The following is a 25,867-nucleotide window of genomic DNA, read 5'->3' as shown; positions in this document are numbered from 1 at the left end:
CATCAGCCACCCTTGGTTCATTGCGCATCAACGACAAGACGGTCAAGTGCTGTGCGCATCGCGTCTGATAGAGCTACCGGACGACGCGATTCGCGCCCCACATAGACATGCACGAAGTGCCCCTGCGCAGCCGCTGACGGCTCGCCTTCACGGAACAACCCAACTTCATAGCGCACGCTCGAACCACCGATCTGGGTGACTCGCACCGCTGCATCGATGACATCGGGGAACGAAATCGGGGCAAAGTAGTTGCACTGGGTTTCGACCACCAGGCCGATGGTCTCGCCACGCTCATAATCGAGCAGGCCTTCACTCAGCAAAAAGCCGTTCACAACCGTATCGAAGTAGCTGTAGTAGTTGACGTTATTGATATGGCCGTAAACGTCGTTGTCCATCCAGCGCGTCTGGATCGGACGGAAATAACGATACGCCTCACGCGTATGGGCAACAGGTTTGGACATGGGGAATGGCCTGCAAGGAAATGGCTCGGTTTGAAAAGTACGCACGTAGCCGAAGCCACGTGCGTCATGGCCCGAGTTACTCGAAAATGACTTTTTGTCGACTGCCGCACCAGGCTTCGGCGCGATCGGCATAGCGTGTTTCGATCGGCGTACGGCGGATCTTCATGGTCGGGGTCAGCAGCCCGTCGTCGATCGTCCAGGGGTCCTTGACCACCACTAGGCAGTCCAGCCGTTCATGATCCTCCAATTGCGCATTGACCTGATCGAGCAGTGCTTCCAGCTCGATGGTCAGGTCACTGCGCTGCACTCCGCATGCCAGCGCCAGGCGTGTTTCCTCGGACAACGTGATCAGGGCAAACGGCTGCGGCAGCCCCAGCCCCGTCACGCACACTTCGCTCAAGCGTGGATGGCCGCCCAGTTTCGCCTCGATCGGCACCGGTGCGACGTACTTGCCCTTGGCCGTCTTGAACAGCTCCTTGACCCGGCCGGTAATGCGCAGCCGTCCCATTTCATCGAGCTCGCCACGGTCGCCAGTCTTGAAGTAACCATCAGGCAGATAGCTCTCGGCGGTGAGCTCCGGTTGCTTGTAATAGCCCAGCATTTGCCCGGGACTCTTGACCAGAATTTCGCCGTCTTCGGCAATTCGGCACTCAACGCCAGGCAAACACTCGCCGACATACCCCAGCCGCACCCGACCGGCACGACTGAAGTGCGAACAGGCAAAGTTTTCCGACATGCCATATCCGTCGAGCAATTCAAGGCCGAGCTGGCGATACCAGTTGATGATCGGCACTGGCAATGGCGCTGAACCGGTGAACGCGGTGTGAACATGGTTGAGGCCTAGCGCACCAAGGATTTTCTCTTTCATTCGCCCGGCTTCAACGGGATCGGCGAAGGCAGCCTCCTGCTCGTCGGTGGGTATCTGTGCGTTAATCCCTTGATAGAACTTGGCCCATAACCGCGGCACCGAAAAGAACACCGTAGGTTGTGCGCGACGCAGGTCCGCACCGAAGGTTTGCAGGCAATCGTTGAAGAACACGTGCATGCCGTAGCGCAACGAGGTCGACTCGACGCCTTGTCGCTCGGCACCATGGGCCAGCGGCAGGTACGACAGCAGGCGCTCCTGGGGACCAGGGCCGCCTTTACTGTTATAGAGGGCCGAAGCATTGATCTGCGCGACTTTGCACATGGTCCCGAAACTGTGCATCACGCCCTTCGGATGACCGGTGCTGCCTGAGGTGTAAATGACGGTGGCCAGATCTCCCGGCTCCGGCAATGCGATCCGGGCAAGAGGGACCGACTCGGCGACGATGTCCAGCCACTGATCGCCCTCGGTACGAGCCGAAAGCGGCAGGCTGATGACCGGCATGTCTGCCGGAACTCCCTTACTGGCAGCCTGCCACGCGGGTTCATCGCCATCGAGCCGGCCCACGAACAGCAAGCGCGACTCGGCATGCTTGAGCACATAGGCCACGGTGTCGGCGCTCGCCGTCGAGTACAGCGGTACGCTGATGTGCCCACTCATCCAGATAGCCAGGTCGGCGATGATCCAATGGGCGCTGTTCTTGCCCAGGATGGCAATCGTCGAACGTGCAGGCAGGTTCAACGATTGCAGGTAGGCGGCCATGCGCCGGGCCTGATCGCCGACCTCGCGCCAGCTGTAATCGAACACCATGCCATTGGGGCAAGGTTGGGTCAGGTACACCGAATCAGGCGTGGTGCGTTCCCAATGTTCAAACCAGTGCAGCAGTGTCATTTGCTCTTGTTGTTCAGTCATGACAGGTCCTACGATTTTGAAGGCGGTGTAGCCGCCTGATTATTTTAATCGGGTTGTCGCATGCCGTATCGTGCGCAAGGCTATTTGCCTCAAGGCTAATCGCAGCGATACATGGTCACTACACAGGCGCCGCCTATGCTGATGTTGTGTTGCAGGGCGATACGGGCATAGGGAACCTGACGATTGGCCGCTGTCCCGCGCAGCTGCCAGACCAGTTCGGCACATTGGGCAATGCCGGTCGCACCGAGTGGATGCCCCATGGACAACAATCCGCCCGAGGGGTTGATGACCCGGTTGCCGCCATAGGTATTGTCGCCATCTTCGACAAGCTTTTCGGCATCACCTTCCCGACACAATCCCAGTGCTTCGTACAGCAGGATTTCACTGGCGGTAGAGCCGTCGTGCAGTTCGCACACATCGACCTCTTCCGGACCGATCCCTGCCCGTTCATAAACGTCGCGTGCTGCGGCGAAACCGAGCTCGTAACCCATCGCACGGATAGCAGAACCCTCGCTGAAGCTGCCGGGCAAATCGGTGGTCATGGCCTGCGCCGCAATGTAAACCGGATCGTTGATCCCGTGTTTCCTGGCGAACTCATCGGAGCACAACACCACCGCCGCTGCGCCTGAGGCCGGCAGACAGTACTGCAATCGCGTCAAAGGTGTGCAGACCTCATCTTCCAGCACTGTTTCCAGGCTCAAAGGCTGACGGTGCAACGCATAAGGATTGAGTGCGGCGTGTTCGCGAGACTTCACTGCGATCATCGCGAAGGTTTCTTTGCGCGCACCATACCGTTGCATGTATTCACGCGCAGCCCTGGCAAATAACTGTGTGACGATCGGAACTTCGGTTACGAGTGTGTCAGCCCCACCATGGGCGTGCCTGGCCACGGGCGACTCGCAATCTTGCCAACGGTGCCGGGACCACTCAGGCGGGGATACTTCAAAGCCAACTGCCAGCACACATTCGGCGATGCCGTGTTCAATGGCCTGACGCGCCAGGTAGAGCGCTGTCGAACCACTGGCACCATGGTTGCTGACATTGATAATCGGAATTCCGGTCAAACCCAGCTCGGTAACGCCGCGCTGGCCGGAAAGGGAATCGCCGTAGACGAAACCGGCATAGGCCGCTTCGACCCTGCGATATTCGATGCCGGCGTCCTGCAACGCCAGGCGGCCCGCCTCGGCGGCGAGATCGTAATAACGACCACCGGCACCCGGCGCGATGAACGGAGTCATGCCTACGCCAATCACATTGACGCGACGATTCATGTAGTGGTTCTCCCGAAACAAAAGGCTGCCGCCAGCACCGAAGCACCAGCGGCAGCGTCGTGGCCTCACCGATCAACCTGAATTGATTGGCGAGGCAGCTTTTCTCACGCCGAAGTTACCGCCTTGGCAAGACGCTCGGCAGTCGCAGCGGCGTACAGCTGCTTGTCGATACTGGCGAACGCTTCCAGCTTCTTCGAAGCCATGGTGTCACCGGTCAACTTCAGCTTGCCGCCGAAGAACAGCTTCTGCAGTTGCGGTTCCTCGCCCGAAGCCAGCTCCGGCATGTTCGCTTCCTGGATGGTCATGGTCACGTCCGCGTTGTCCGCAACGCCTTCATACAGGTCGCCCTTGCCGTTCTTCAGGTCGAGTACCCAGTTGGACTCGCGGTTCTTGACCACAAACTGCATGATCATCTGCGCTTCGGCGGCGATTTCCGGGTGAGCCTGCAGGTGCGCCTTGTACACGCTGAACACGTCGTGGGCGGTCAGGGTCTTCGGCTCTTCCTTGGAAGCGTTGGTCAGGGACGCGAGGTCCGGGACTTTGTCGAAGATTTCCACGACGCCGCCCTTGAGCACCACCACGTCACGCTCAACCGCACGCATCTCGAACACCACGCGGGTCGGCGTCTCGCGCCACATGCGGGTTTCCAGGGTATCGCCCGGCATGACGATGGAAGCGAAACGCACGCGGATGCTCTTGAACAGGCGCGAATCGTTGTTGCAGAACGCCTTGATCACATGACGACCGGCATAACCGAAGGTGCACAGACCGTGCAGGAACGGTTTGTCGTAGCCAGCAGCCTTGGCGTAATCCGGATCGACGTGCATCGGGTTCCAGTCACCGCACAGGCGATACAACAAGGCCTGGTTGATATCGGTTTGTTCGGCGATCACCGCATCCGGTGCGCGCGCCGGCAGTTCGGGCAGCGCAACGCTAGGCACTTTTTCCAGACCGGCGCCCGGCACACCGGCGTAGAAGCTGGTGATTTCGTTGTAGTACAGCGGTACGCCGTTCTCGTCAGTGGTCTCCACCGCAAGGATCGAAACGGAGCTGCGTCCCTTGTCGATCGCCTGCTTCAGACGCATGGTGTGCTTGAGCTTGGCGGCCGGTGGCAACGGGCGGTACATCTCGGTGTACTGCTCGCCATGCAGGCCATTGGCGAACGGCAGCTCCAGGCCTTCCAGGCTCGGCTTGCCGGACTTGATGGCTTGCAGGAAGACCTGGGTCGCCGGCAGCACGGCCATGGTTGGCAGTACGCGGAACTCTTCGTCCTTGAACTCGTTGATGTACAACAGTTCGGTCTCGTCCAGAGGGTCTTTCGCAGCGCCCACGGCCAATGCGTAAAGTGCGGCGTCGGTCTGGTTGTACTCGGTTTCCAGGGTCGACACGGCATTGCTTGCCACTTCCATGTCCACATACTGGTTGCCACCCTTGGCTGGCGAATCCAGGCGCGAGAACAGCTCCTGGAAGCCTTCGCCGCCATTGGACTGGTGCACGCTGTGTTCGTCGAACTGGGTGATGCGCTCCCAGTTTTCACGCACCAGCTCCGGGCTCAGGGTGTCGGTGTGCAGCACTCGGCCCTGGGACCGTTCCCAACGGTACTTGGCGTGGAAGCCGCCACCGACTTCGAACAGGCCGCCGGTTTCCGGGCACTCTTCGTGGCACAACCAGCTGACCAGCGGCGCGACGTGCTCGGAAGCCAGTTTGGCGTGAACGTCTTCCGGCAGGATGCCGCTGGCGATCACCAGGCGGGACGCCGCAATCGGGGCAATGGTGTTGACGCGAATATTCTTCGAAGCGCCTTCGAAGGCCAGGGACTTGGCGAAGCCGATCAGCCCGGATTTGGCGGTGGAGTAGTTGCACTGACCGAAGTTGCCGAAAATGCCGGCACCGGAAGCGGTCATGATGATGCGGCCGTAGCCCTTTTCACGCATGATCGGCCACACGGCGTGGGTCAGTTTGAACGCGCCCTTGACGTGGATTTCCTGAATCAGGTCCCACTGTTCTTCAGTCATTTTGGCGAACGACACGTCGCGCAGGATACCGGCGTTGTTGATCAGGATATCAACGGTGCCGAAGGCTTCCAGCGCGGTGGCGACGATTTTCTCGCCTTCGGCAACCGAGTTGTAGTCGGCGACGGCTTCGCCGCCCATGGCCTTGATCTCGGCAACCACGGCGTCGGCAGCGGCAGACGAAACGCCTACGCCCTGCAGGTTCACACCCAGGTCGTTGACCACGACCTTGGCGCCACGCGAGCCCAGCAGCAGTGCGTGGGCACGGCCCAGGCCGTTACCGGCACCGGTGACAATGGCTACTTTGCCGTCAAAACGAAGTTCTTGTGACACGGTGACTCTCCTTCCCAATGGGTATTGTTGTTGGTTACCGGCTGCCCGACTCCCCGGAGTCGGGCACCGCAGACAGCACATTCAGGTAATTGGATTGCGCAGCGAGACTGCGCTGCCCGCCCCTACAGGGTGCGAGCGATGATTTCTTTCATGACTTCGCGGCTGCCGCCCCAGATGCGGTTACCACGGGTATCGAGGAACAGGCGTGCGATCGGGTATTCGGTCATGTAGCCGTTGCCGCCGTGCAACTGCAGGCATTCCTCGACCACGCGCAGGCTCAACTCGGCGGTCCAGTGCTTGGCCATGGCTGCGGCTTCGGGTGTCAGCTCGTTGCGCAGGGCCAGTTCCATGCAGCTGTCGACCCAGGATCGGCCGATCTGGATTTCAGTCTTCAATTCAGCGAGCTTGAAACGCGAGTTCTGGAAATCGAAGACCGGCTTGCCGAAAACCGTGCGGCCTTTGGTGTAGTCGACGGTGTGGCGCAGCGCAGCTTCGGCCTGGGCCTGGAAGCCGATGGCACCGCTGATACGCTCCCAGGCGAGGTCGCGCATCAGCTGACCGAAGCCCTTGCCCTCCTCCGGGCCCAGCAGATTGCTGCACGGCACACGCACGTTGTCGAAGAACAACATGCAGGTGTCCTGCGCATGCAGGCCGATCTTTTCCAGAGGCTGCGATTTGGCATAACCGTCGCGACCGCTCTCGACGATGATCAGCGAGATGTCCCTGGCGGTGCCAGTGGTGCCGGTCTTGCAGACGACCACTACCAGATCCGACTGCACGCCGTTGGAAATGAAGGTCTTGGAACCCGTAATGACGTAGTCGTCGCCGTCGCGCACAGCGCGGGTCTTGACCGCTTGCAGGTCGGAGCCGGTGTTGGGTTCCGTCATCGCGATCGAACCGATGGCTTCACCGGAGACCATCTTCGGCAACCAGGTCTGTTTCTGTTGCTCACTGCCGTAATGCAGGATGTAACCGGCCACCAGTGCGTGCACGCCGAAGCCGATGCCCAGGCCGGAAGCGCCGGAGCCCATGTACTCCTCGCCGATGACCATCGAGTACAGGCGGTCTGCGCCGTAGCCACCGTATTCTTCCGGAATGCACGGCAGTAGCAGGCCCAGCTCACCGGCGCGACGCCAGATTTCGCGAGGCACGCGTTTTTCCTTTTCCCACTGTGCGTGAAACGGCAGTACTTCGTCTGCCAGGAAACGCTGGGTAAGGCGGCGGTAATCTTCGTGTTCGGAGCTGAACAAGGTCCGGGGGATCAGATATTCCATGGCAAATTCCTCGATTGCGCGGTGATCAGAGCGTGCGCCCGACCAGCTCTTTCATGATGTCGTTGGCGCCGCCGGCAATACGCAGGACGCGGTGATCGAGGTAGTGGCGCGCCACCGGGTACTCGAGCATGTAGCCGTTGCCACCGTGCAGTTGCACGCATTCGTCGACCACCTTGGAATACAGTTCGGAACACCACAGCTTGGCCGCCGCCGCTGCTTCGGGCGTCAGCTTGTGCTCCAGGCACAGACCCATGCATTTATCGACGTAGTTCTGGCCGACGGCGATGTTGATCTGCATGTCGGCGAGCTTGAAGCGGGTGTTCTGGAAGTCGAAAATCGGCTTGCCGAACACGCTGCGACCGCGGGTGTATTCAAGGGTGTGTTCAAGCACGGCCTGGGCGCCGGCGATACTGTTGCCGGCAATCCCCAAACGCTCCCAGGCCAATTCTTTCATCAGCTGGAAAAAGCCCTGCCCCGGAACGCCGCCGAGGATGTTTTCCTTCGGCACGCGCAGGTCTTCGAAGAACAGCATGGTGGTGTCCTGGGCATGCAGCCCGACCTTGCGCAGCGGGCGCGACTTGCTCAGGCCCGGACGGTCGGCTTCGACGATGATCAGCGAGATGTCCTGGGAGCCTTTGCCGGTGTTGCCGGTCTTGGCCACGACAACCACCAGGTCGCAGTTGGTGCCGTTGGAAATGAAAGTCTTGGAACCGTTGATGACGTATTCGTCGCCCATCAGCGTGGCACGGGTCTGGACTCCTTGCAGATCGGAGCCGGTGCCCGGTTCGGTCATCGCGACCGCCGCAATCGCAGTGCCGGCAGCCATTTTCGGCAACCACTGTTGCTTCTGTGCTTCGGTACCGAAGTTGTTCAGGTAGCCGGCGACGATATCGTGTACACCGAAACCGATGAGGCCGCTGGCACTGACGCGCGTGACCTCTTCACCGACAATCATCGAGAAGCGTCGATCCAGGCCAAGACCGCCGTAGGCCTCAGGGGTGGTGGCATTGAGCAGACCCAGTTCACCGGCTTTTTCCCAGATTGCACGGGGAACCAGGTGATCCTCTTCCCATTGCTCGTGGTGCGGCATGCACTCGTCGGCAAGAAAGCGCCGCGTGGTTTTGCGGAACTCCTCGTGCTCGTGCTCAAACAGGGTGCGCGGAATCATGAAGCATCTCCTAAGGGCTGGATCTACGCGCCGGTTCAAACCGGCTTTGTCGATACCACGATAGGAAATGCACCCTGCCTGCTGTACCCCTCAGGGAGAGGGGGGAATCGATCGAAACCTGCACCCCCCTGAAGGAACTGCCGCAGGCTGCAGGGGAATGGTGTGGACCTCCCTGAAACGGGGAGGCCCGGTATTCGGCGAAAACCTTAAGCTGCGGCTGTTGCACACCTGCGGACGCCCGCCCATGCAGTCCACGCAACTACATGGGCGGCGTCGACCGCAGGGCTTCAGGGAATCAAGCCGTGCTTGCGCGCCCAGGAGACAGCGTCGTAACGACTGGAAACACCGAGTTTCAAGAACACGTTCTTCAGGTTCCATTTCACCGTTTCCAGCGAAATACTCAACGTCAACGCCACCCGTTTGTTCGACATGGCCTGGCTGATCAATTGCAGGATCGCCAGCTCGCGTGGGGTCAAGGTCTTCTGACCCGCCGAAGCGCTGCCATCGCCCGAGTGCGCACCTGACTTGCCCTGCTCGAAACGCGGCAGCAGGTCTTGCAGAAAAACCGTCAACGAACTGCCAGGGGCGATCCTGTCGGCCAGCGGCGCCAGCATTGGATACAGCGCCGCACTCTCGTCGAGAAAAGTGCGTACCAGGCCCAGTCGCTGCCCGGTTTCCAATGCCTGGATCAGTAAATCGTCGGCGGCGTCCTGCTGTCGCAGGTCTGCATGAGCAATGCCCATCAGCAGCAATGCGGTCACCCCCAATTGGCCACGATGATAGTGTTGGGCATAACGACGAACGTGCTGCAGTTCCAGCAAAGCATTGTCCGGATAGTTGGTCGCCAGAAGCAGCCGTGCCTTGGCCAGGGCGACCATCGCCGGAATTTCTGCCTGGAACCCGTCCGCCCCTTGATGTGCCTGGCCAAGCACATCGAGCTGCGCGACATGCACGCCCGCGTTAGCGCGATCACCCTCGAGCAATTCAATGCGCACCTGCTCGGCGAGACAATGCACCAGAGCGCGATCCTGACCGATACTGCGAAAGTGCCGTTCCTGGCGTTCGAGGAAGGCCAGCGCCGTGGCCGCAGACTCTTGCAAAAGATCCAGACGGGCACGGCAAATACTGGCGCGCATCATTGAGTCGGGCATTGTCCACTGCAGCAGCCCATTGCGATTGGCCAGGACTTCACGTGCCTCGTCGATCCGGTCCAGTTCACAATAAATCTCAGCCAGGGCGGAGGCTCCGGTGTAGGCACTGGCCGAACGATGTCCGTGCGCGGTCACGGCGCGGGTCAATTGCGCCAGGCCTCTGCGTTCGGCTTCGAGCATCTTGCCTTCCATCAGGCAACACAGGGTCCGGGTACCTTCTGCAAGCAGCGCCATCTCGTCGTTGCGATCGACCTCGGGAATCGGGTGGTCGTCGAGACAACGCAGCGCATCGGCGTGCCGTCCCGCCGCGGAATAGGCCAGTGCCAACATGGTCGGTGGGCCGTAGCGCATGATCGAGTAATCGTCGATCAGCGGCTGGAATCCTTCGAGCAAGGCAATGACCGGCTCGGTACGATCGCGCTGAACGTGGATGACCGCCTGCACCAGCGGCAGGCGGAACGCCACGTCTTCGTGCTGCGCAGCGCCACTTCGCTTGAATTGCTCAAGCCACGCCTCAGCCTTCGCCGGCCGTGCCGTCAAGGCATAGGCCAGGCAGCCGAGGAAAAACAACCGGGGCCTGGAGAACAAAACCTCCTGCGGCAGTCGGTCGAGCAAGCGCAGAAGCGGACTCAGTTGATCCAGGCCCCAAGTGGTCGGCGCCGCCCGCTCGATGACTTCAACGGCGAACCCCAGATCCCCGCCCGACGTGGCATGACGCATGGCCTCGGCCAGCAGTTTGCGTTCAGCGAACCAATGCGCCGCACGCTGATGCAATTGCGCGACATTCTGCGAATTGCGCCGAATCAGACGTGTGGCAAGAAATTCACTGAACAGCGGATGGAAGCGATACCAGGGCAAGCGATCATCGGCTTCGACACGGAAGATCAGCAGGTTTTCTTCTTCAAGCCGGTTGAGCATCTGCGCGGCACTGGCGTTGCCTGTCACTGCCTCTGCCAGGGAGGCATTGAAGCGTCGGCAAATACTGACCGCCTCCATGAAGTCCGCCAACGCCTCCGGTAGATGCGCCATCACATCCTCAGCCAGATAGCTTTGCAGGTCATCCGATTTCCAGCCCAGTTCATGCAGGCTCGCCCGCGCTCCAGGGTTGCTGCGCAGCAGGATCACGATCAACTGCAGGCTGGCAGGCCAACCGCTGGTGAGCTCGTGGGTCAGGTGGATTTCCTCCTCGTGGAGTTTCAGCGCTGCCAGATTCAATTCAAGGAAGGCGCGGGTTTCCGTCAAATCGAACGGCAACGCTGCACAGTCAAGTTCCACCACCTGCCCCATCAGTCGCAGCCGACTGAGACTCAAGGGTGGTTGAACGCGCGCAGCAATCACGAAATGCAGGTTCTCAGGGCTGTGATCGAACAGTTTTTGCATCAATCGGTGCGAGCGCGGATCCGCGACATGCTGGTAATCGTCGAGCACCAGGTACAGCTCTTTGTTCACATTGGAAGCCGCATCGACGATGGCGGCGACGATTTCGTCAATCGACTCACTGCTGGCACCCTCCAGCGGAGTGCCCGTGTCGATGGTCACACCGAGGCGCTGCAATGCACCGCGCAAATAGGCAAAAAAAGTCGAGAGATGCTTGTCGTCGGCGCTCAGTGACAACCAGGCGACTTCGGCGCCAGCGCGCATCATGGTCTGGCGCCACTGCACCAGCAAGGTGGTCTTGCCGAATCCCGGACTGCCGATGACAAGGCCGACGGTACAGTGCTCGATTCGCTGCAGTTCTTCTATCAGCCTGCTGCGGGGAATCGATTGGGTGCCGATTCGCGGAGGGGCGAACTTGGTCGAAACCAGCAGTTTGTCGGTATTAATTTGCAAACCGAATCTCCGATCCCCTGCTCGTCTGAGGAAGATCCGAACAGGACGTAACATTGTTGAAAACGGCGCCGGTGTAATGATCCATCCAGCCGTTAACTCGAAAGAATGGGCAGGAATGGGCGCACTCCAAATTGAATGCGGCGATAGTGAGGGCAAGCCATCCCTACTCCCCCCCTCCTTTGGGGGGGGGGCTGCCAGCTCAGAGCCCTCTTGTCTCTTTCAACAATGATAGCTGCGTGATCGACCGTTCTTCATGCGACGGTTGATTGATGGCGCCGGCAGCCCTATTCCCTGCGGATCTGTCTCAGACTGCGATCTTTTGATCTGGCTTGCAATCAATCCGAAGATTGACCGCTGGTATTTTCGCACCACTGATCGATAAACCCGCGCATACGCTGTAAATATTCACCACGTCCCAGGTGCATCAAGTGACTGCCGGGGAACCAATGCAACTGGCTGTCCGGCCAGTGTTGTTGCAGCAGGCGCAGTTGACGCGGCACGCTGAACCGGTCGCCCGCACCGCCGATGATTAGCACGCGCTCGCCATCTATGCATGGCTTGTAGGTCAGGGGGTTGTGCACCGCGGTCAAACCGCGCATCTGCGCGACATTCACGCCTTGGCTACGCATCAACCGCGGCAGCAGGATGCTCGTGGGCCACCATTCGAGAAACAAGTCAATCGGACTCACCGCAGGCACGATGGGAACGCAGAAGGACAAACGGTCGTCGACCGTCGCCAGCAGCGAGGCCGTATAACCGCCAAGGGAAATCCCGGTGACGCCGATGTGCTCGACTCCGCGACCTTGCAAATAGTCAATGAACACCCGCAGATCGTGAATGGCATGCAGCGGTGACTCCGTGAACGAGAGCAGGCCGCGCCCGAACAGACCGACACCGCTGAACAGGTCGCCGCGCTCGGCCCGTAGCCCATGGTGTGGGTAGGTGAACAGCAGAATGTCGTAGCCCTGATGGTAAAAGCTTGCCAGTGACAGGGCCTGGGCGTTCAAAAACGGCGCGTCGGCGGCGAAGCCGTGGATCACGATCAGTGTCGGGCGCGGCCGATCGCCATGACACCAGTGCTGGGCATGCGCCTGCGCATTGTTCTGCATGTTCTCGAACTGCGCCTGCGCCGCCGGATTGAGGGGTTTGAACGGGCTGTCGAAACGCAACTGAAAGCGCTGGATACCGCGCAAACCCGCCGAACAGCCGGTCGCCGGGCTCACCTCGATGGCGATACCCTTGGGCGGTGCCAAAAACACCCGCCCGGCATCACCCGCGCGCGCCAGCGGCTCATAGAAACGCAGCGCGTCAAACTCGCGCCGCGTGTCGCCGCCCTTGTACAGCGAGGTGAGCATGGCAGCCGCCACCGTGGCAGACAACGATGTGCGCAGGACCCGCTCGACGGCAGCAGTGCCGTGCACTTTCAACCGATGGTTGGCATCGAGCTCCGTACCATTGGCCTGCTGCCAGAAATCCTCGGGCAGTTGTTCCCACCAGGGGGCATGCAGTTCACTTTCCATAACGACGCCTATGCACGGGACAATTTCCTTGAGAAAGGCAAGGTGCGCAGCCTGTGGAGCAACGCATGCCAGGTAGGCGCATAAAACCTCAGGAACACGACCCGGTGTTACCCCCTATTTGGAGGGGTTGGAAATGCATCTCTCATGGCCAATTGTCAGCACCCTACTTTGGTCGTATTTACAATTGCCGGTCGCGTGGTCGAGCGGAACGGCAAGTTATTCAATGGAGTGCACAACCTTGCGAGAGTCTCAAGAATGAACAAGCTGAGCGGCCAAGACGCCCTGTTTCTGCATGTTGATCGTCCGCATGCGTCATCCCACGGCACGATGATTTATATCTACGACCAAACGACCTTGAACGGGCAACGCCTGGGATTTCGGGAAATAGTCCACCACATCGAAAGTCGACTCGACCCGATGTACGTGCAGCGACGCAAGATCGTGCAGGTGCCGTTCGGGCTTGGGTACCCGTATTGGGTCGAAGACGACCTGTTCGACATCGATTTTCATGTTCGCCATTTCGCCCTGCCCAAGCCCGGGGACTGGCGGCAGTTCTGCATACTGTTATCGCGCATTCATGCCCGGTCGGTGGATCTGTCCCGCTCGCCCTGGGAGATGTACGTGATCGAGGGGCTCGACAACATCGAAGGGATACCGAAAGGCAGCTTCGCAATCATCACCAAGACTCACCATGCCGCGATGGACGGCACCGCGGCGGCGGAATTTACCTGGGCAATGCACGACCTGGCCGGCGCACCGGGCAAACCCGGCGCAATCACGCCGAAACCGCAACCGGCGCACCCCCCGTGCCATTCGCGGCGGATCACCGACACCCTCACCCGCATGGTCATCGACAATATCTCGGCTTCCGCACGCATGGCCGCACCGCTGCGGCGCGTACTGCCCAAACTCGCCACGTTCGGCTTGCGCAGGCTGGCCCAGTCGTTGAGGTCGTCGGACGGTGGCGTACCGCGCACGCGATTCAACGCGAATGTGTCGGCCAAACGGGTCTGGGACTCGGTGACACTGGATTTGGCCACCGTGAAGCAGATCAAAGGCCTGGTACCGGGCGCGACGATCAACGACGCGGTGCTTGCCATGATCGGAGGCGCGATGCGCCGCTACTTGCAGGCAAAGGACGAACTGCCGGAAAAATCGCTGGTGAGCATGGCGCCCGTCAATACGCGCCAAGAGGGCGCCGAGCGTACGACCAATACGATTTCAATCCTGAGATTCCCATTGGGCACTCACATCGATGACCCGCTTGAGCGGCTTCAGGCGGTACAACTCGCAACGGCGGAATGCAAGGCGATCCAGAGTGCGATTGGCGCTCATGAATTGACGAACCTGCAGAAGTTCACCCCACCGGCGACGCTGGGCCTTGCCGGCCGACTGGCGACACTGACCGGCGGGGGTGGCAAGGGACCGGTCTTGCTGCACAACTGCATGGTGACCAACGTCCCCGGTCCGAATGAGCCGCTCTATCTACTCGGGGCGAAGCTCGTGCACTGGGGGGGCATGGGTCCGCTGGCCGATGGCATGTCACTGATCTGGAACCCGACCAGCTATTGCGGAAAGATGTTCATTTCACTGACCAGCTCGCCGAACATTGTTCCTGATCCTGATTTCCTGGCGCGCTGCCTGCTGGACTCCTACGAGGAAATGCGTGACGTCGCCCACCAGATTTGCCAACCGGTGACGACGGCCCCGGTGCCGGGCAAGCGTCGCAAGCCGAGGATGGACAAGGCTCGGCAAGCCCGCATGCCAGTCACCAGGGCAGCAAGTACTGGAGTGATTGAGACGCCTCTCCGCGCCCTGGTAACCGTCGTCGATAATGCTGGATAAATCACAATTGTTGGCGCCGACGCCGAATTGACCTAGTTGCCGAAATGTCACGGCCCCAGTCTCTGACTCCTCACAAACCATTGCCTGCTCTACATAGGTGCTATTTGAGGTGGGGTGAGTCTTACATCGGCAGGGGGGTCAATTCGGCGTCGGCGTCAACAGCCAGAGATCACCAAGGGAAAGATAAGCCCCCGTCTCCCAGCGGGCAGCCAATCTAAAGCCGGGTAGAGCCACATAAAACTCAATGCTGCGAGAGAGGTTCACAACCGCCAACGTAAAATGATTCAAGCCAGTCAACATGAGCATCTATCCAGAACCAATCCACCAGAATGGTTGAGGATATGAACATCGACTTTTTCAACACAATCGGTCGGAAGCCGTCGCTCATGAACGTCCGCTTTTGGCCGATTCTGTTGAAAAAGTCGGCCATGGTCTCCACGGCAAAAAGTTCGCACTTGAGATTGAAATCTTTACTTTGAACAGAGGATTCCGGGCTCAGATTTCGCGTAGTTGCGCGCAAAAAAGGCGTTTTGAGCAGTCAGCCCGCGGGCAGTCTGGAAGGACCGACTTTTTCAACACAATCGGCCGGGTTCTGCCTGTCGCCAAGGGCCACAATCGAGCAGAAGAAGTCATCAGCAGTCAGCATCACGCTTCAACTGGCGAAGACATTGCGATCATAATGAATCATCCCCGCCAAGACCAAAGTGTGAGTAACATCATGACCGAAGCCCAGCGCTGGACAGTGAAATGCCAAGATCCTGCGGATGGAAGCGGTGACGTCATCATTGACTTGCCGCCTGACCTACTCGCCAGTTTGGGATTGAGCATCGGCGACGTACTGACCCTTGAAGTGATCGACGGCGCGATAGTTCTGACGCCGAAGTCGAGCGACTTAGCTACACCCTGAATCGCGCCGGCGCGCATGACCTGATCTCCAAACGGGCATATGCGAACGGCACTACTGAGCAGCGGCGATTGGCAGATTTTACGTAGCGACTCAGACTTCAAGCAGTGGCTACGTTTTTACACAGCTACGGTCGATTGCAGCCCGTCACGACAGGCAGAAATCGGCCGATTCTGTTGAAAAAGTCGGCCATGGTTTCCACGACAGAAAAGTACGCGCTTGAGATTGAAATCTTTACTTTGAGCATGGGATTCGGGGCTCAGATTTCGCGTATGGACGCGCAAAAAAGACGTTTTCAGCGGTCAGTATGGGGGCAGTCTGGGAGAACCGACTTTTTCAACAGAATCGGCCAAGAGCGGACGCTGGAGACGGCTTCTTCGTTCAAGGACTGAAGTAGGATCGTGACGCGCTCACTTCGCAACCTACATCCGTACCAGCTTCCGGATTGTTTTTCCTTCCCGTCGCGATACTCTGAGCTCACGCAGAACCCAGCATTCGATTGATTTTTATCCATAGGAGCAACAATGCCAAAACCACGTGTCTTCATCGGCTCATCCGTTGAGGGGCTCAGTGTTGCTTATCCTGTACAGCAGCACCTACTACACGAAGCGGAAGTTACTATCTGGGACCAAGGCGTTTTTGAGTTGTCTCGGACTACGATGGAGAGCCTGACTAAAACTCTCTCCGAAAGCGACTTCGCTATATTCGTATTCTCCCCAGACGATTTGGTTCGGATTCGTAATATAACTGCACCTGCAATTAGGGATAATGTGCTTTTTGAGTTCGGGCTGTTCATCGGCAAACTAGGGCGAGAGCGAGTATTCTTCATACTGCCATCTGATGGTGACTTACATATCCCTACTGACCTTCTAGGAGTAACGCCTGGCAGATATGAGTCAACACGTGATGATGGCAGCATGCAAGCGGCAACCGGCTCTGTGTGCTACCAAATTCGACTGCAGATGAAAAAACTCGGTATTGCTCCCGGTCGAATTGGCGTAGAGGAAAGCACAGAAGGGGGCATTGCAGAAGACTCGGGAAGACGCGATTGGTTATTTGATTTTATAGATGAAAAATATGACCAAGCCAAGGCTTCGCTTCAGAGCGAAATAGAGAGCTTGTCCGGTGAAGTTGCGCTCACTAGGAAAGCTTGGATTCTCTATTGCGAGCTCAAACTACGAAATGATGGCAACATCGAAGAGTTAATAAAATATGCCAATGAGCACTTTGAATTTTCAGGTGTTCAATCCATCATTGCAACATTCCTTCGCTTGGAAGGCTATGTTAGCGAAGCAATCGAACTCTTGACTGCCGTCCAGGAAAAAAGACCGAAGGATGCTGAAATTGCGATGGCGCTTGCACTGTGTCATTCAGATGGAACAGACAGTGCTAGCGCAATCGCGGAACTTCAGCGTGTCGGACCGGATGATTTTCCGGAAGTTGCCATCCGTTTGGCTGAGACCCTTGAACGAGATGAAAACACGAGAGATGCTCTATCAGTCGTTCAGCGTTGCTACGCGAAGCATCCAAGCCACAAGGGGCTACGATTCAAGTACGCACGCTTGGCTCAGGAGCTTGGCCAAGATCATATAGCGACTTACTTATTGGATCGACTGACGTACGACGATCCTAACTCACTTGAATACTGGGGATATCTTGGAAACTCCTGTCTTCAGCTCGACTTATACGATCAAGCGCTATACTCCTATCGCAGAGCAGAGAAGCTAATGAAGGCAGAGGATTCCTCACAATGGATAACCGCCAACATAGGCAACTTACTAATTAATAAAGACTTTCCAACTGAAGCATGTGAATACTTGGAGCGCGCGGTCAAACTTGAGTCTCACTCTGAGTACGCCCATGAAAGACTAGCTTCTGCTTTAAGAAAGAAGGCGTCCGAGGCTAAAGAGTTCCAGAAGAAATGCACCGAAGGAAAACGCCGAGTGCGTGAAGCGGTAACTAAGGTTCTCAACCCATCGACTACAGAGACCAATGCCCCGCGTGGCCTATTGAGTAGCTTGCTGCTGACTAATCCCCCCCAGGATTGACTGCCCTGGATCCGTTTGCTGCCCTTCACGACAGGCAACAACCGGCCAAAAACGGACGTCAAGACGTTTAATGGCACGCTGTTCGGTCGCCAGAAATACACACGCCGCCATCATGAGCGGCGTTGTACAGGTGGGCTTATTTTCTAAGTTAAAAGAGGTGCTATGCGGCCTCCGACTCTTGAATTAGCTCACGGATTCGTGTCGCTAACGCGTTGCAAAATTCAGGATTATTTCTCACCCAAAGGGCGAAGAACGCCCCTCGGACAATAACTTCTGATACGAAACCAATTTTCAGTCCCAATTGGACGTAGAGTAAGTATGGGTCTCTATTGGTTCTCACAACCTCCTCCATGGCTGATCTGACTTCCGCTTGCGCTTCCGGAGGGCGCTGGCAGGATACTGTTAGGACCGCGATATCTCGTTCGATGTTAGACAAAATATCGTCGTAAACACTTATCTCAGGTTGATCACCAGGTAGCCGGATAATGCCACTTTCGGGGTCGTCATCACCCTGCTGCTCAGAGTCGCCATCGATAATGCAAAGTGACTTGAACAAAATTGCAGGGTTACGTACATGGCTTCTGTGCGTACTGACGGCTGTACCATCCCCAGCAACCGCATGAATTTCCACTTGCTCAAATTCAGCGCCAAGCTTTTCTCGAAGGATCGCCTCGACCCAACTTTTTGCAAAATCATCCTCAACAAAAACGGCGAGCTTTCTATCAACACGGCCTGATACAGCTCTCAAAGCCTGAACCGATAGCTTACCCTGCTTAAGCTTGCCTGAGATGCAAGCCCAGATAGCCTCATTAGGCAAAGGGGAAAGAGCATAGTCACTGTGCGTTGTGAACACTGTTTGCACGTTTTTCCGCTCAGCAACATCAATGAGGTACTCGACCATGCGGCGTGTAGCGATTGGATGGAGACCGTTCTCAATTTCCTCAATGATGATGAGAGAATTTGGGGGAGCTTGCTCGATCTCACTAATCATTCTGATGATGGAGGACTCGCCAGCTCCAAAATGAAACTCAGAGTAATGCTGGTCGCCATTTTTTCCGATTAAGAAAAGTTCGTCTTGGCCCACATCGGTAACACGGAATTCAGTTACGGCTTTTCCAAGAACGTGTTCGACTTGAGTCGCGACTTCCGCGTCAAGAGACAAAAGTGCACCTTGGTGTACATAAGACGACTTTGTCAGCTTTTTGAACCGAGTTTTTTCTCCCGCAGGTACGGTGCGCTCAATTCCGAAGAATAGAACAACTCGATCCGCTACTTCCCCCCGAACCCATTTCGCTTGTCTGAAATTGCTACTTCTTTTGACCAGTTGGCGGGGGTTGAGTGCTTTGTCTACGAGTTCATACTCGACTCGCCATCCAGACATAGACTCATCACCAACGGCACTTTTAGGAAAAAAATATCCAGGCTTGATGGGCTTGTATGCACAACCTGCGACTCCTAAAACGGAAGACTTTCCGCTACCGTTAGGCCCGATGAGTGCCGTAACTGGAAATTCAAAAGTAATGTCCTCACCGGAAAACCCTCTAATCCGCTGGATACTCGCTTTATGCAAGTACTTTCCATAGTCGTGCTCACGGACTTTCTTAAGCAAGGCGAGCTTTCTCGACTCTCTGATTTCACTACGCTCCATCGTACAGCCTCACTGTCTATTTTCAGATGATTAAGCCAAAGCGCCACCATACTACCAGTGTCGCCAGTTAGCCTCCTCGGGGTCGTCGGCGTAAATCCGCTTTTGACCGGTTGCCGCCTCAAGCCACGGGCAGCTTTGGGTCGATTTCGGCCCGTCACGACAGTCGGAAAACGGCCGATTCTGTTGAAAAAGTCGATTCTTCCAGACAGCCCCCCATACTGAGCGCTGAAAACGTCTTTTTGCGCGTTGCTACGCGAAATCTGAGCCCCGAATCCCATGCTCAAAGCAAAGATTTTCAATCTCAAGCGCGTACTTTTCTGTCGTGGAAACCATGGCCGACTTTTTCAACAGAATCGGCCAAAAGCAGTCGGTGAACTTCGGATGACGCTCAAATGGACAACTTCAAGTTGCTGCTGAATTCTACCCCGGGCCACTCGACGCCATCTCCATCCACGTGCAAAGTCGCAGGCTTAAAAGTCCGTGTCTGTGAGAGCCGTTATGGAACTGCGCCACCTGCGTTACTTCATGGCCGTTGCCGAATACAAAAGCATCCGCTTGGCAGCCGAGCGCATCTTCATCACTCAGCCCGCCATTTCCAGGCAACTGCTGGACCTTGAGCAAGAGCTGGGTTTCAGTCTTTTCGAACGCTTGCCCAGAGGCTTGAAACTTACCAAGGCGGGTGAGTACTTTCACGCCTCGGTGCAAAAAATCCTCGACGACCTGGACAACGCCGTGCTGAGCGCCAAGCGCGTAGCGGGCGGCAGGTTGGGGCATCTGCGCCTGGGTTTTGTCGAAAATGCTGGCTGGGATGGTTTCATGCCAAGCGCCTTGCGCGCGTTCCAGGACGAACTACCCGAAGCCAGCATCGAGCTGATGCCGGTCAACAGCCCGCTACAGTTGCAAGCCATCGAACAGGGCACGCTGGACGGTGGCTTCATCTATGCCTTTGCCCCACTGATGACGCCTTGCCAGGTGCTGACGCTGGTCAACCACGATGTGGTGCTGGCGGTCCCCAGCAGTTGGCAACTGCCTGATGACGTCATCGAGCTCAAACAGGTCGCACATCTGCCTTTCGTGACCTTTCCCCGTCATGTCTACCCCGCTTACTACGATTGCCTGCTCAGCGCCTGCCATCAGGCCGGGGTAAGCCTGCGTATCGTTCAGCAGGAACAGACCGAGTCGGCGATCCTGGCGTTGGTGTCTTCCGGCGTGGGCGCGGCCATCGTCAATTCGGCCAATGCCGGACGGCCGCCTGCGTTGGTGCGGTTTATCCGGCTGAAGAATTTTTCCATCTCGATGCCCTTGTCGTTTGCCTGGCAGGCCAGCAACCAGAACCCGCTGCTGCAACACTTCCTGGAAAAATTGCAGCAGATGATCAAGCAAACCTAGCCGCCGGCTGACCTGCATAACGATGCCTTTAAGGCATCGGTCGTGCAAGACATCGGCATTATCGCTACATCGACACTTGCGCAATGATGGTCCCGAAGGCGCGCCGACAGCGCCCAAACCGCCCAGAATAAAAAGCAGGTGAGCCCACTCATGAACATTCCTCGATCACTGATCAGCACCGATATCGACTTCGACCAGGAAGGCTTTCAAACCGGCAGCCTGAAAGTCCCTTACTCCCATGACCGATCAGCCTATGGCCGCATCCTGATTCCCATTGCCGTACTTAAACAGGGTACCGGCCCCACGGTGCTGCTCACCGGCGGCAACCACGGCGATGAGTACGAAGGGCCCGTAGCCCTGATGAAACTGCTGCAGCGCTTGCCGACGATGCAGATCCAGGGCCGGCTGATCGTGGTGCCGGGGCTGAATTTTCCGGCCTTTCTCAATGCCTCGCGCACCTCGCCCATCGACAAGGGCAACTTGAACCGGATGTTTCCCGGCCAGCGCAACGGCAGCATCACTGAAATGATCGCCCACTACGTCGACACCGAGCTCTTCCCCCGCGCCGATGTGATCCTCGACTTGCACGCAGGGGGCGCTTCTTTCCAGCATTACCCGACGCTGCTCGCGGCCTTGCCACAAGATCCCGCCCAGCACGATCAATACCTGCGCCTGGTGAACGCTTTTGCCGCGCCTACCACAATGATCATGAACCTGCTGGGCGAAGACCGCACCTACGGTGCAGCCGCCGAGCGCCAGGGCAAATTGTTTTTGTGCGGGGAGTTCGGCGGTGGCGGCAGTTGCGATCCCGAGGGATTGCGGATTGTCGAGGACGGCTTGGCGCGGGTACTGCGCAGCCTCGGCGTGATCGATGAGCCCGCACCAGCGCCTACGCCCACACGCCTGATAAGGGTCGAAGGCCCAGAGCATTACCTGTTCGCTACCCGCGCCGGGGTGTTCGAGCCTTGCTTCAAACTGGGCGAGCACGTGCAGACAGGGCAATTGGCCGGACGACTATTCGACCCTCACGCGCCCTGGGAGGCGCCGCTGCAGTTGCACTTCAAAAAGGCCGGCCAGGTGGTGTGCACACGCACCTTCGCCAAGGTCGAACACGGCGATTGCATTGCTGTCCTCGCCGCCCCGTCGCAATGGCAGTGAGCCTGCCGACCGTCCTTGAGCCTGGAGCATGATCATGTCCATTACCCAAACGCTCGACGTCGACAATGCGCGTTCAGCCAGCGCCCTGCGCAATGGTTACACCGTCGGCCTGTTCTTCCTGTGTTTCGTGTTTTCCTATATTGACCGGCAGATCGTCAGCATCCTGGTGCAGCCGATCAAAGCCACGCTGGCCTTGAGCGATACCCAGATCGGCCTGCTGCAGGGCTTTGCCTTCACCTTGTGCTACGCCACCGCGGGTGTCGTGGTGGCCCGACTGGTTGACCGTACCCATCGAGTTCGACTGATCGCGGTCTGTGTGGCCATCTGGGCACTGTGCACGGCCCTGTGCGCGACCGCGGACAGTTTCAGCGAACTGCTGTTCTGGCGCGCCGGTACCGCGATTGCCGAAGCGGGCTTGAGCCCGGCGGTGCTGTCGATTTTCGCCGACCTGTACTCGCCGCGCAAAGTCTCGCGCCCCACCAGCATCTTCATGCTCGGCCCTTACATCGGCAGCGGCGTGGCATTGGCAGGTGGTGGCTTGCTGCTGGGCTGGCTGTCGCATACCGAGGGTGTGATCAGTGTGCTGGGCGTCGCCCTGCATCCGTGGCAGTTCATCTTTCTGACCGTGGGCCTTGCGGGCCTGCCGCTGGCGTTTCTGGTGGCGTTCAGCGTGCGCGAACCGGCGCGTACCGAAACCAGGGCCCTGGCGAGCGCCGAGGTGGCGGAACAAGCGCCGCCGATGATGGAGGTACTCAAGGAGCTGTTTGTTCGCAATCGCTTTTGTACGCTGTATTTCCTGGCCTACATGAGCCTGATCACGCTGTTCTATTCCCACACAGCCTGGTTCGCCACCCTGCTGATTCGCAAGTATGCGATGGAAGCCAGTCAAGTGGGCAAACTCGCAGGGCCCTTGTACATGCTCGGCGGGATTTGCGGTGTGATGTTCGCGCGTTATCTGGGCAGCCGGATGAGCGACCAGCAAACCGTGCCCAAAGCCCTCAAGACGTCTGCCCTCGCCTCCTGCGCGCTGATCCCCCTGGCGTTGTTCGCACCCTTGCTCCCCACGTTTGGCTGGAACATTGGCGCCTACGCACTCTGTGCCTTCTCGGCCAGTATCGTCATGGCGCTGGCGCCGATCCCGGTGCAGGTCGCCATCCCCAATCGCATGCGTGGCCGGTCCATTGCGCTGTTGGTGTTCCTGACCAATATCGTCGGTGGCGGCATCGGCCCCTTCGCCGTGGGTTATCTCACCCAGTCCATGCCGGGTGTCGAAAACAGCCTGGGGATCGCCCTCAGCGGTGTCGGCGTGACGGCCGCCCTGCTCAGCACCCTGCTCTATTTCATGGCCGCCCGCCGGGCCCAGGCTTGAGTTCCCTTTAACTCTTGCAGCAAACGGAAACCCCTAGCATGAACATTCAACGAGTGGGCATCGGCGCGCGCCTGACCCAAGCCGTCGTGCACCAGAACACTGTGTATCTCTCTGGGCAAACCTCACAATTCAAGGAAGGTATCGAAGCTCAGACCCGGGACATTCTCGGCAAGATCGATGCGCTGCTCGAGTCTGTCGGCTCGGGTCGGAAACACCTGTTGTCAGTACAGATTTGGCTGGCGGACGTAGAGGATTTTGCCGCCATGAATAGCGTCTGGGACGCTTGGGTAGGCGGTTTCGAGCCACCGGCTCGTGCCTGTGTGCAAGCCAACTTTCCCAACCCTGCCTACCGGGTCGAGATTCAGGTCATCGCTGGCGTGGCGAGCTGAAGGCTTGAACCTCCAACAATTACAGCGCTGCACTTGAAGCCTTTTTAACTGCCCTTGAATCCAGTCACGGTTGACCGCCGGCATGCGCCCGGCGGCTCGACCGTGGCCGAGCCAATAACAATACGGGAGCATCCAACCATGAACATATCCCTACGGATCCTGACCGGCTGCGCGATCGCGTTGAGCCTCGGAGCAGTAGCCCAGGCGCATGCCGAAGGTTTTGTCGACGACGCCCAGGCGAAACTGTCCCTGCGCAACCTCTACTACAACAGCGACAACCGCGGCAGTGGTTCAGCCCCGCGCCAGGAAGAATGGGGCCAGGGATTTAACCTGAACCTGCAGTCCGGATTCACCAGCGGTACCGTCGGGTTCGGAGTCGATGCCCTGGCGTTGCTGGGTGTGCGACTGGATGGCGGTGGACGGGCCGGCGACAACGCCAGTGGCGTGACTCGCAACCCAAGCGCCCGCGCTGGCCAGGGCAATATGTTTCCGGTAGACAGTGATAACGCCGCCGTGGACCAGTTCAGCAGTCTTGGCCTGACCGCCAAGCTGCGTGTTTCGAAGACCGAGGCGCGGCTGGGCACCTTGCAGCCACGGCTGCCCGTGGTGATGTACAACGACGGCCGGTTACTGCCTCAAACCTTCGAGGGCGCTCAGGTCACCTCGAAAGAGTTCGACAACCTGTCGCTGACCGCGGGCCAGTTGAACCGCGCCAAAGGCCGGGCCTCCAGCGACAAGACCGCACTGAGCATGGGCGGCGCGCAGAAAAATGCGGACACTCAAGCCTTCAACTTCGCAGGTCTTGACTACCAATTGAGCAAAGACCTGCTGGCCCAGTATTACTTTGGCAACCTAGACGATTTCTACGATCAGCACTTCCTCGGCCTGACTCACAAGTGGGTGCTGGGCCCGGGCAGCCTCAAGTCCGACTTGCGCTATTGGTACAGCGATGCCGATGGCAAGAATGCCAGTGCCCAAGGTCGTGACGAGGGTTACCTGGCCGCCGGTTATTACGGAGAAAACGCTGCAGGCGCGGCACTGACCCGTGGCGAAGTGGACAACCGGACCTGGAGCGCGCTGTTCACCTACAGCCTCGGCGGGCATTCCCTGGGCCTGGGTTACCAGGCGGTCGAGGGCAACAGTAACTTCCCGTTCATCAACCAGGGCGACGTGCACCCAGGCTCCAGCGGTGCACTGACCTACCTGATCACCGACCGCCAACTGGCCAACTTCAGCCGCGCCGGCGAACGGACCTGGCTGGCGCAGTATGACTATGACTTCGTCAGCATTGGCGTGCCAGGGCTGACGGCCAGCCTGGCGTATTTGAAGGGAACCGATGTGCAGTCCGCCAATGGTGAACTGAGTGAGTGGGAGCGCGACTTCGCCCTGAGCTATGTCACCCAGAGCGGGCCGTTGAAGGGGTTGGGTGTGACCTGGAAGAACGCCGCCTTTCGCAGCGAAGTCGTCAGCGGCGTGGATCAGAACCGCTTGATCCTGAGCTATTCGATAGCGCTATAGAATCAGCACCTATTGCACCAGGCGCCTGACGATACTCACCAGGCGCTCACCGACTTTTTGCGCATCACCGCGGCTCTGGGCCGCCAGTTGAGCACCATCGAGAATAAAGATGATTTCGCTGGCGACGTGCTCGGGCTCAGCCAGCCCGGCCTGCGTACACAGGTCAATCAAGCGCTCGCTCAGGTCGCGGGAATGCGCCTCGATCACCACCCAGGCCGGGTGAGCCCGGTCCGGCAGCTCAGCCACCGAATTGGCGAAACAACAACCGCGATCCGCCTCGATCGCCAACCGACTGGCAATGAACTGCGCCCACCCCAGCAACTGCGCCTTGGCGTCCTCTGGATGCTGTGACTCGAGGCGATCCAGCACATCCGAATAGGCCTGCGACTCCAGCCGCAACCACTCTGCGACCAACGCATCCTTGTTCGCAAAATGCCGATAAATGCCCATTTTGGTGGTGCCTGCATGGGCAGCAATGGCTTCAACACCGACACCGCGAATACCGTCCCGATAAAAAAGTTCATCGGCGGCGGCCAGGATTCGCTCGCGTGGCGGCAACTTGGGAAGGTCTTTTGGCATAGGCTCCTCTTGACGATGATACCGATCGGTATCATTCTGATACCGACCAGTATCATCGAGACTTTAACATGACTGACCGTTACTACACACTGGGAACGACGAGCATCACCCGGGTCCCGGAAAAGCTGTTCGACGACTTCTCGCCCAATGCCCTGCTTCCACTGTGGAACAACGAGACCGTGGAAACACACCGGCCGTGGCTGGGGCCCGACAATCTCGACGC

General features: G+C 58.3%; 18 protein-coding genes and 1 pseudogene. 8 read left to right on the top strand and 11 right to left on the bottom strand.

What is annotated here, in order from left to right; genetic code table 11:
- Positions 1 to 17: 17 nt before the first annotated feature.
- The 8 genes from PMI35_RS30570 to PMI35_RS30605 form a co-directional block, all read right to left on the bottom strand.
- Entirely contained in the window at positions 18 to 461 is a 444-nt protein-coding gene (locus PMI35_RS30570) for an acyl-CoA thioesterase (protein ID WP_008054720.1), read from the bottom strand.
- 76 nt (positions 462 to 537) lie between these two features.
- Positions 538 to 2,238, bottom strand: a complete 1,701-nt coding sequence (locus PMI35_RS30575) for an AMP-binding protein (protein WP_008054719.1) — start codon at positions 2,236 to 2,238, stop codon at positions 538 to 540.
- Positions 2,239 to 2,333: 95 nt separating this feature from the next.
- Positions 2,334 to 3,509, bottom strand: a complete 1,176-nt coding sequence (locus tag PMI35_RS30580; protein WP_008054718.1) for a thiolase C-terminal domain-containing protein — start codon at positions 3,507 to 3,509, stop codon at positions 2,334 to 2,336.
- Positions 3,510 to 3,613: 104 nt separating this feature from the next.
- A complete protein-coding gene (locus PMI35_RS30585; RefSeq protein ID WP_008054717.1) occupies positions 3,614 to 5,854 on the bottom strand; it encodes a peroxisomal multifunctional enzyme type 2 in 2,241 nt (746 codons plus the stop codon).
- A 122-nt stretch (positions 5,855 to 5,976) separates the two neighbouring features.
- A complete protein-coding gene (locus PMI35_RS30590; RefSeq protein ID WP_238543136.1) occupies positions 5,977 to 7,119 on the bottom strand; it encodes an acyl-CoA dehydrogenase family protein in 1,143 nt (380 codons plus the stop codon).
- A gap of 34 nt (positions 7,120 to 7,153) precedes the next feature.
- Positions 7,154 to 8,296 (bottom strand): acyl-CoA dehydrogenase family protein, encoded by a 1,143-nt coding sequence (locus PMI35_RS30595; RefSeq protein ID WP_008054714.1) that lies wholly within the window; start codon positions 8,294 to 8,296, stop codon positions 7,154 to 7,156.
- Positions 8,297 to 8,583: 287 nt separating this feature from the next.
- Entirely contained in the window at positions 8,584 to 11,277 is a 2,694-nt protein-coding gene (locus tag PMI35_RS30600) for a LuxR C-terminal-related transcriptional regulator (RefSeq protein ID WP_008054713.1), read from the bottom strand.
- A 335-nt stretch (positions 11,278 to 11,612) separates the two neighbouring features.
- Entirely contained in the window at positions 11,613 to 12,797 is a 1,185-nt protein-coding gene (locus PMI35_RS30605) for an alpha/beta hydrolase family protein (protein WP_008054712.1), read from the bottom strand.
- Between the two features lie 255 nt (positions 12,798 to 13,052).
- Here PMI35_RS30605 and PMI35_RS30610 point away from each other — a divergent pair, with 255 nt between their 5' ends.
- Positions 13,053 to 14,642, top strand: a complete 1,590-nt coding sequence (locus PMI35_RS30610) for a wax ester/triacylglycerol synthase family O-acyltransferase (RefSeq protein WP_008054711.1) — start codon at positions 13,053 to 13,055, stop codon at positions 14,640 to 14,642.
- 159 nt (positions 14,643 to 14,801) lie between these two features.
- Here PMI35_RS30610 and PMI35_RS33485 read toward each other — a convergent pair.
- Positions 14,802 to 14,942: pseudogene (locus PMI35_RS33485) on the bottom strand (VOC family protein); the annotation flags it as partial.
- A gap of 100 nt (positions 14,943 to 15,042) precedes the next feature.
- Between PMI35_RS33485 and PMI35_RS35780 the strand changes: the two are divergent.
- Together PMI35_RS35780 and PMI35_RS33225 are read left to right on the top strand one after the other, a co-directional pair.
- Entirely contained in the window at positions 15,043 to 15,549 is a 507-nt protein-coding gene (locus PMI35_RS35780; RefSeq protein WP_443217042.1) for an AbrB/MazE/SpoVT family DNA-binding domain-containing protein, read from the top strand.
- 521 nt (positions 15,550 to 16,070) lie between these two features.
- A complete protein-coding gene (locus PMI35_RS33225) occupies positions 16,071 to 17,594 on the top strand; it encodes a TIR domain-containing protein (protein ID WP_008054708.1) in 1,524 nt (507 codons plus the stop codon).
- A 160-nt stretch (positions 17,595 to 17,754) separates the two neighbouring features.
- Here PMI35_RS33225 and PMI35_RS30620 read toward each other — a convergent pair whose 3' ends face one another.
- Entirely contained in the window at positions 17,755 to 19,242 is a 1,488-nt protein-coding gene (locus PMI35_RS30620) for an ATP-dependent nuclease (protein WP_008054707.1), read from the bottom strand.
- Between the two features lie 498 nt (positions 19,243 to 19,740).
- Here PMI35_RS30620 and PMI35_RS30625 point away from each other — a divergent pair, with 498 nt between their 5' ends.
- From PMI35_RS30625 to PMI35_RS30645, 5 genes are all read left to right on the top strand, one after another.
- Positions 19,741 to 20,631, top strand: a complete 891-nt coding sequence (locus PMI35_RS30625; RefSeq protein WP_008054706.1) for a LysR family transcriptional regulator — start codon at positions 19,741 to 19,743, stop codon at positions 20,629 to 20,631.
- A 150-nt stretch (positions 20,632 to 20,781) separates the two neighbouring features.
- A complete protein-coding gene (locus PMI35_RS30630; RefSeq protein ID WP_008054705.1) occupies positions 20,782 to 21,789 on the top strand; it encodes a succinylglutamate desuccinylase/aspartoacylase family protein in 1,008 nt (335 codons plus the stop codon).
- A gap of 34 nt (positions 21,790 to 21,823) precedes the next feature.
- The gene (locus PMI35_RS30635) at positions 21,824 to 23,158 is read left to right on the top strand and encodes an MFS transporter (protein WP_008054703.1); all 1,335 of its coding nucleotides are present in this window, start codon (positions 21,824 to 21,826) and stop codon (positions 23,156 to 23,158) included.
- Positions 23,159 to 23,196: 38 nt separating this feature from the next.
- Positions 23,197 to 23,547 carry a RidA family protein gene (locus PMI35_RS30640; protein ID WP_008054701.1) on the top strand — a complete coding sequence of 117 codons (351 nt, stop codon included), beginning with the start codon at positions 23,197 to 23,199 and terminating at the stop codon, positions 23,545 to 23,547.
- 138 nt (positions 23,548 to 23,685) lie between these two features.
- Complete coding sequence (locus PMI35_RS30645) at positions 23,686 to 25,065, top strand: OprD family porin (protein ID WP_008054700.1); 1,380 nt, start codon at positions 23,686 to 23,688, stop codon at positions 25,063 to 25,065.
- Positions 25,066 to 25,074: 9 nt separating this feature from the next.
- Here PMI35_RS30645 and PMI35_RS30650 read toward each other — a convergent pair whose 3' ends face one another.
- Positions 25,075 to 25,644, bottom strand: a complete 570-nt coding sequence (locus tag PMI35_RS30650) for a TetR/AcrR family transcriptional regulator (protein ID WP_008054699.1) — start codon at positions 25,642 to 25,644, stop codon at positions 25,075 to 25,077.
- Between the last annotated feature and the right edge of the window lie 223 nt (positions 25,645 to 25,867).

The sequence above is a fragment of the Pseudomonas sp. GM78 genome (assembly GCF_000282475.1).
In the GTDB taxonomy this organism is placed as follows: Bacteria; Pseudomonadota; Gammaproteobacteria; order Pseudomonadales; family Pseudomonadaceae; genus Aquipseudomonas.
The sequence above is the reverse complement of the archived record's forward strand: the minus strand, read 5'-3'. Positions and strand labels throughout refer to the sequence as shown.

Excerpts from the sequence above, each read along its gene's own strand:
- PMI35_RS30595 (WP_008054714.1), bottom strand. The coding sequence starts at position 8,296 with ATGATTCCGCGCACCCTGTTTGAGCACGAGCACGAGGAGTTCCGCAAA.
- PMI35_RS30575 (WP_008054719.1), bottom strand. The coding sequence starts at position 2,238 with ATGACTGAACAACAAGAGCAAATGACACTGCTGCACTGGTTTGAACAT.
- PMI35_RS30605 (WP_008054712.1), bottom strand. The coding sequence starts at position 12,797 with ATGGAAAGTGAACTGCATGCCCCCTGGTGGGAACAACTGCCCGAGGAT.
- PMI35_RS30630 (WP_008054705.1), top strand. The coding sequence starts at position 20,782 with ATGAACATTCCTCGATCACTGATCAGCACCGATATCGACTTCGACCAG.
- PMI35_RS33225 (WP_008054708.1), top strand. The coding sequence starts at position 16,071 with ATGCCAAAACCACGTGTCTTCATCGGCTCATCCGTTGAGGGGCTCAGT.
- PMI35_RS30640 (WP_008054701.1), top strand. The coding sequence starts at position 23,197 with ATGAACATTCAACGAGTGGGCATCGGCGCGCGCCTGACCCAAGCCGTC.
- PMI35_RS30620 (WP_008054707.1), bottom strand. The coding sequence starts at position 19,242 with ATGGAGCGTAGTGAAATCAGAGAGTCGAGAAAGCTCGCCTTGCTTAAG.
- PMI35_RS30635 (WP_008054703.1), top strand. The coding sequence starts at position 21,824 with ATGTCCATTACCCAAACGCTCGACGTCGACAATGCGCGTTCAGCCAGC.
- PMI35_RS30650 (WP_008054699.1), bottom strand. The coding sequence starts at position 25,644 with ATGCCAAAAGACCTTCCCAAGTTGCCGCCACGCGAGCGAATCCTGGCC.
- PMI35_RS30645 (WP_008054700.1), top strand. The coding sequence starts at position 23,686 with ATGAACATATCCCTACGGATCCTGACCGGCTGCGCGATCGCGTTGAGC.
- PMI35_RS30580 (WP_008054718.1), bottom strand. The coding sequence starts at position 3,509 with ATGAATCGTCGCGTCAATGTGATTGGCGTAGGCATGACTCCGTTCATC.
- PMI35_RS30610 (WP_008054711.1), top strand. The coding sequence starts at position 13,053 with ATGAACAAGCTGAGCGGCCAAGACGCCCTGTTTCTGCATGTTGATCGT.
- PMI35_RS30625 (WP_008054706.1), top strand. The coding sequence starts at position 19,741 with ATGGAACTGCGCCACCTGCGTTACTTCATGGCCGTTGCCGAATACAAA.
- PMI35_RS30570 (WP_008054720.1), bottom strand. The coding sequence starts at position 461 with ATGTCCAAACCTGTTGCCCATACGCGTGAGGCGTATCGTTATTTCCGT.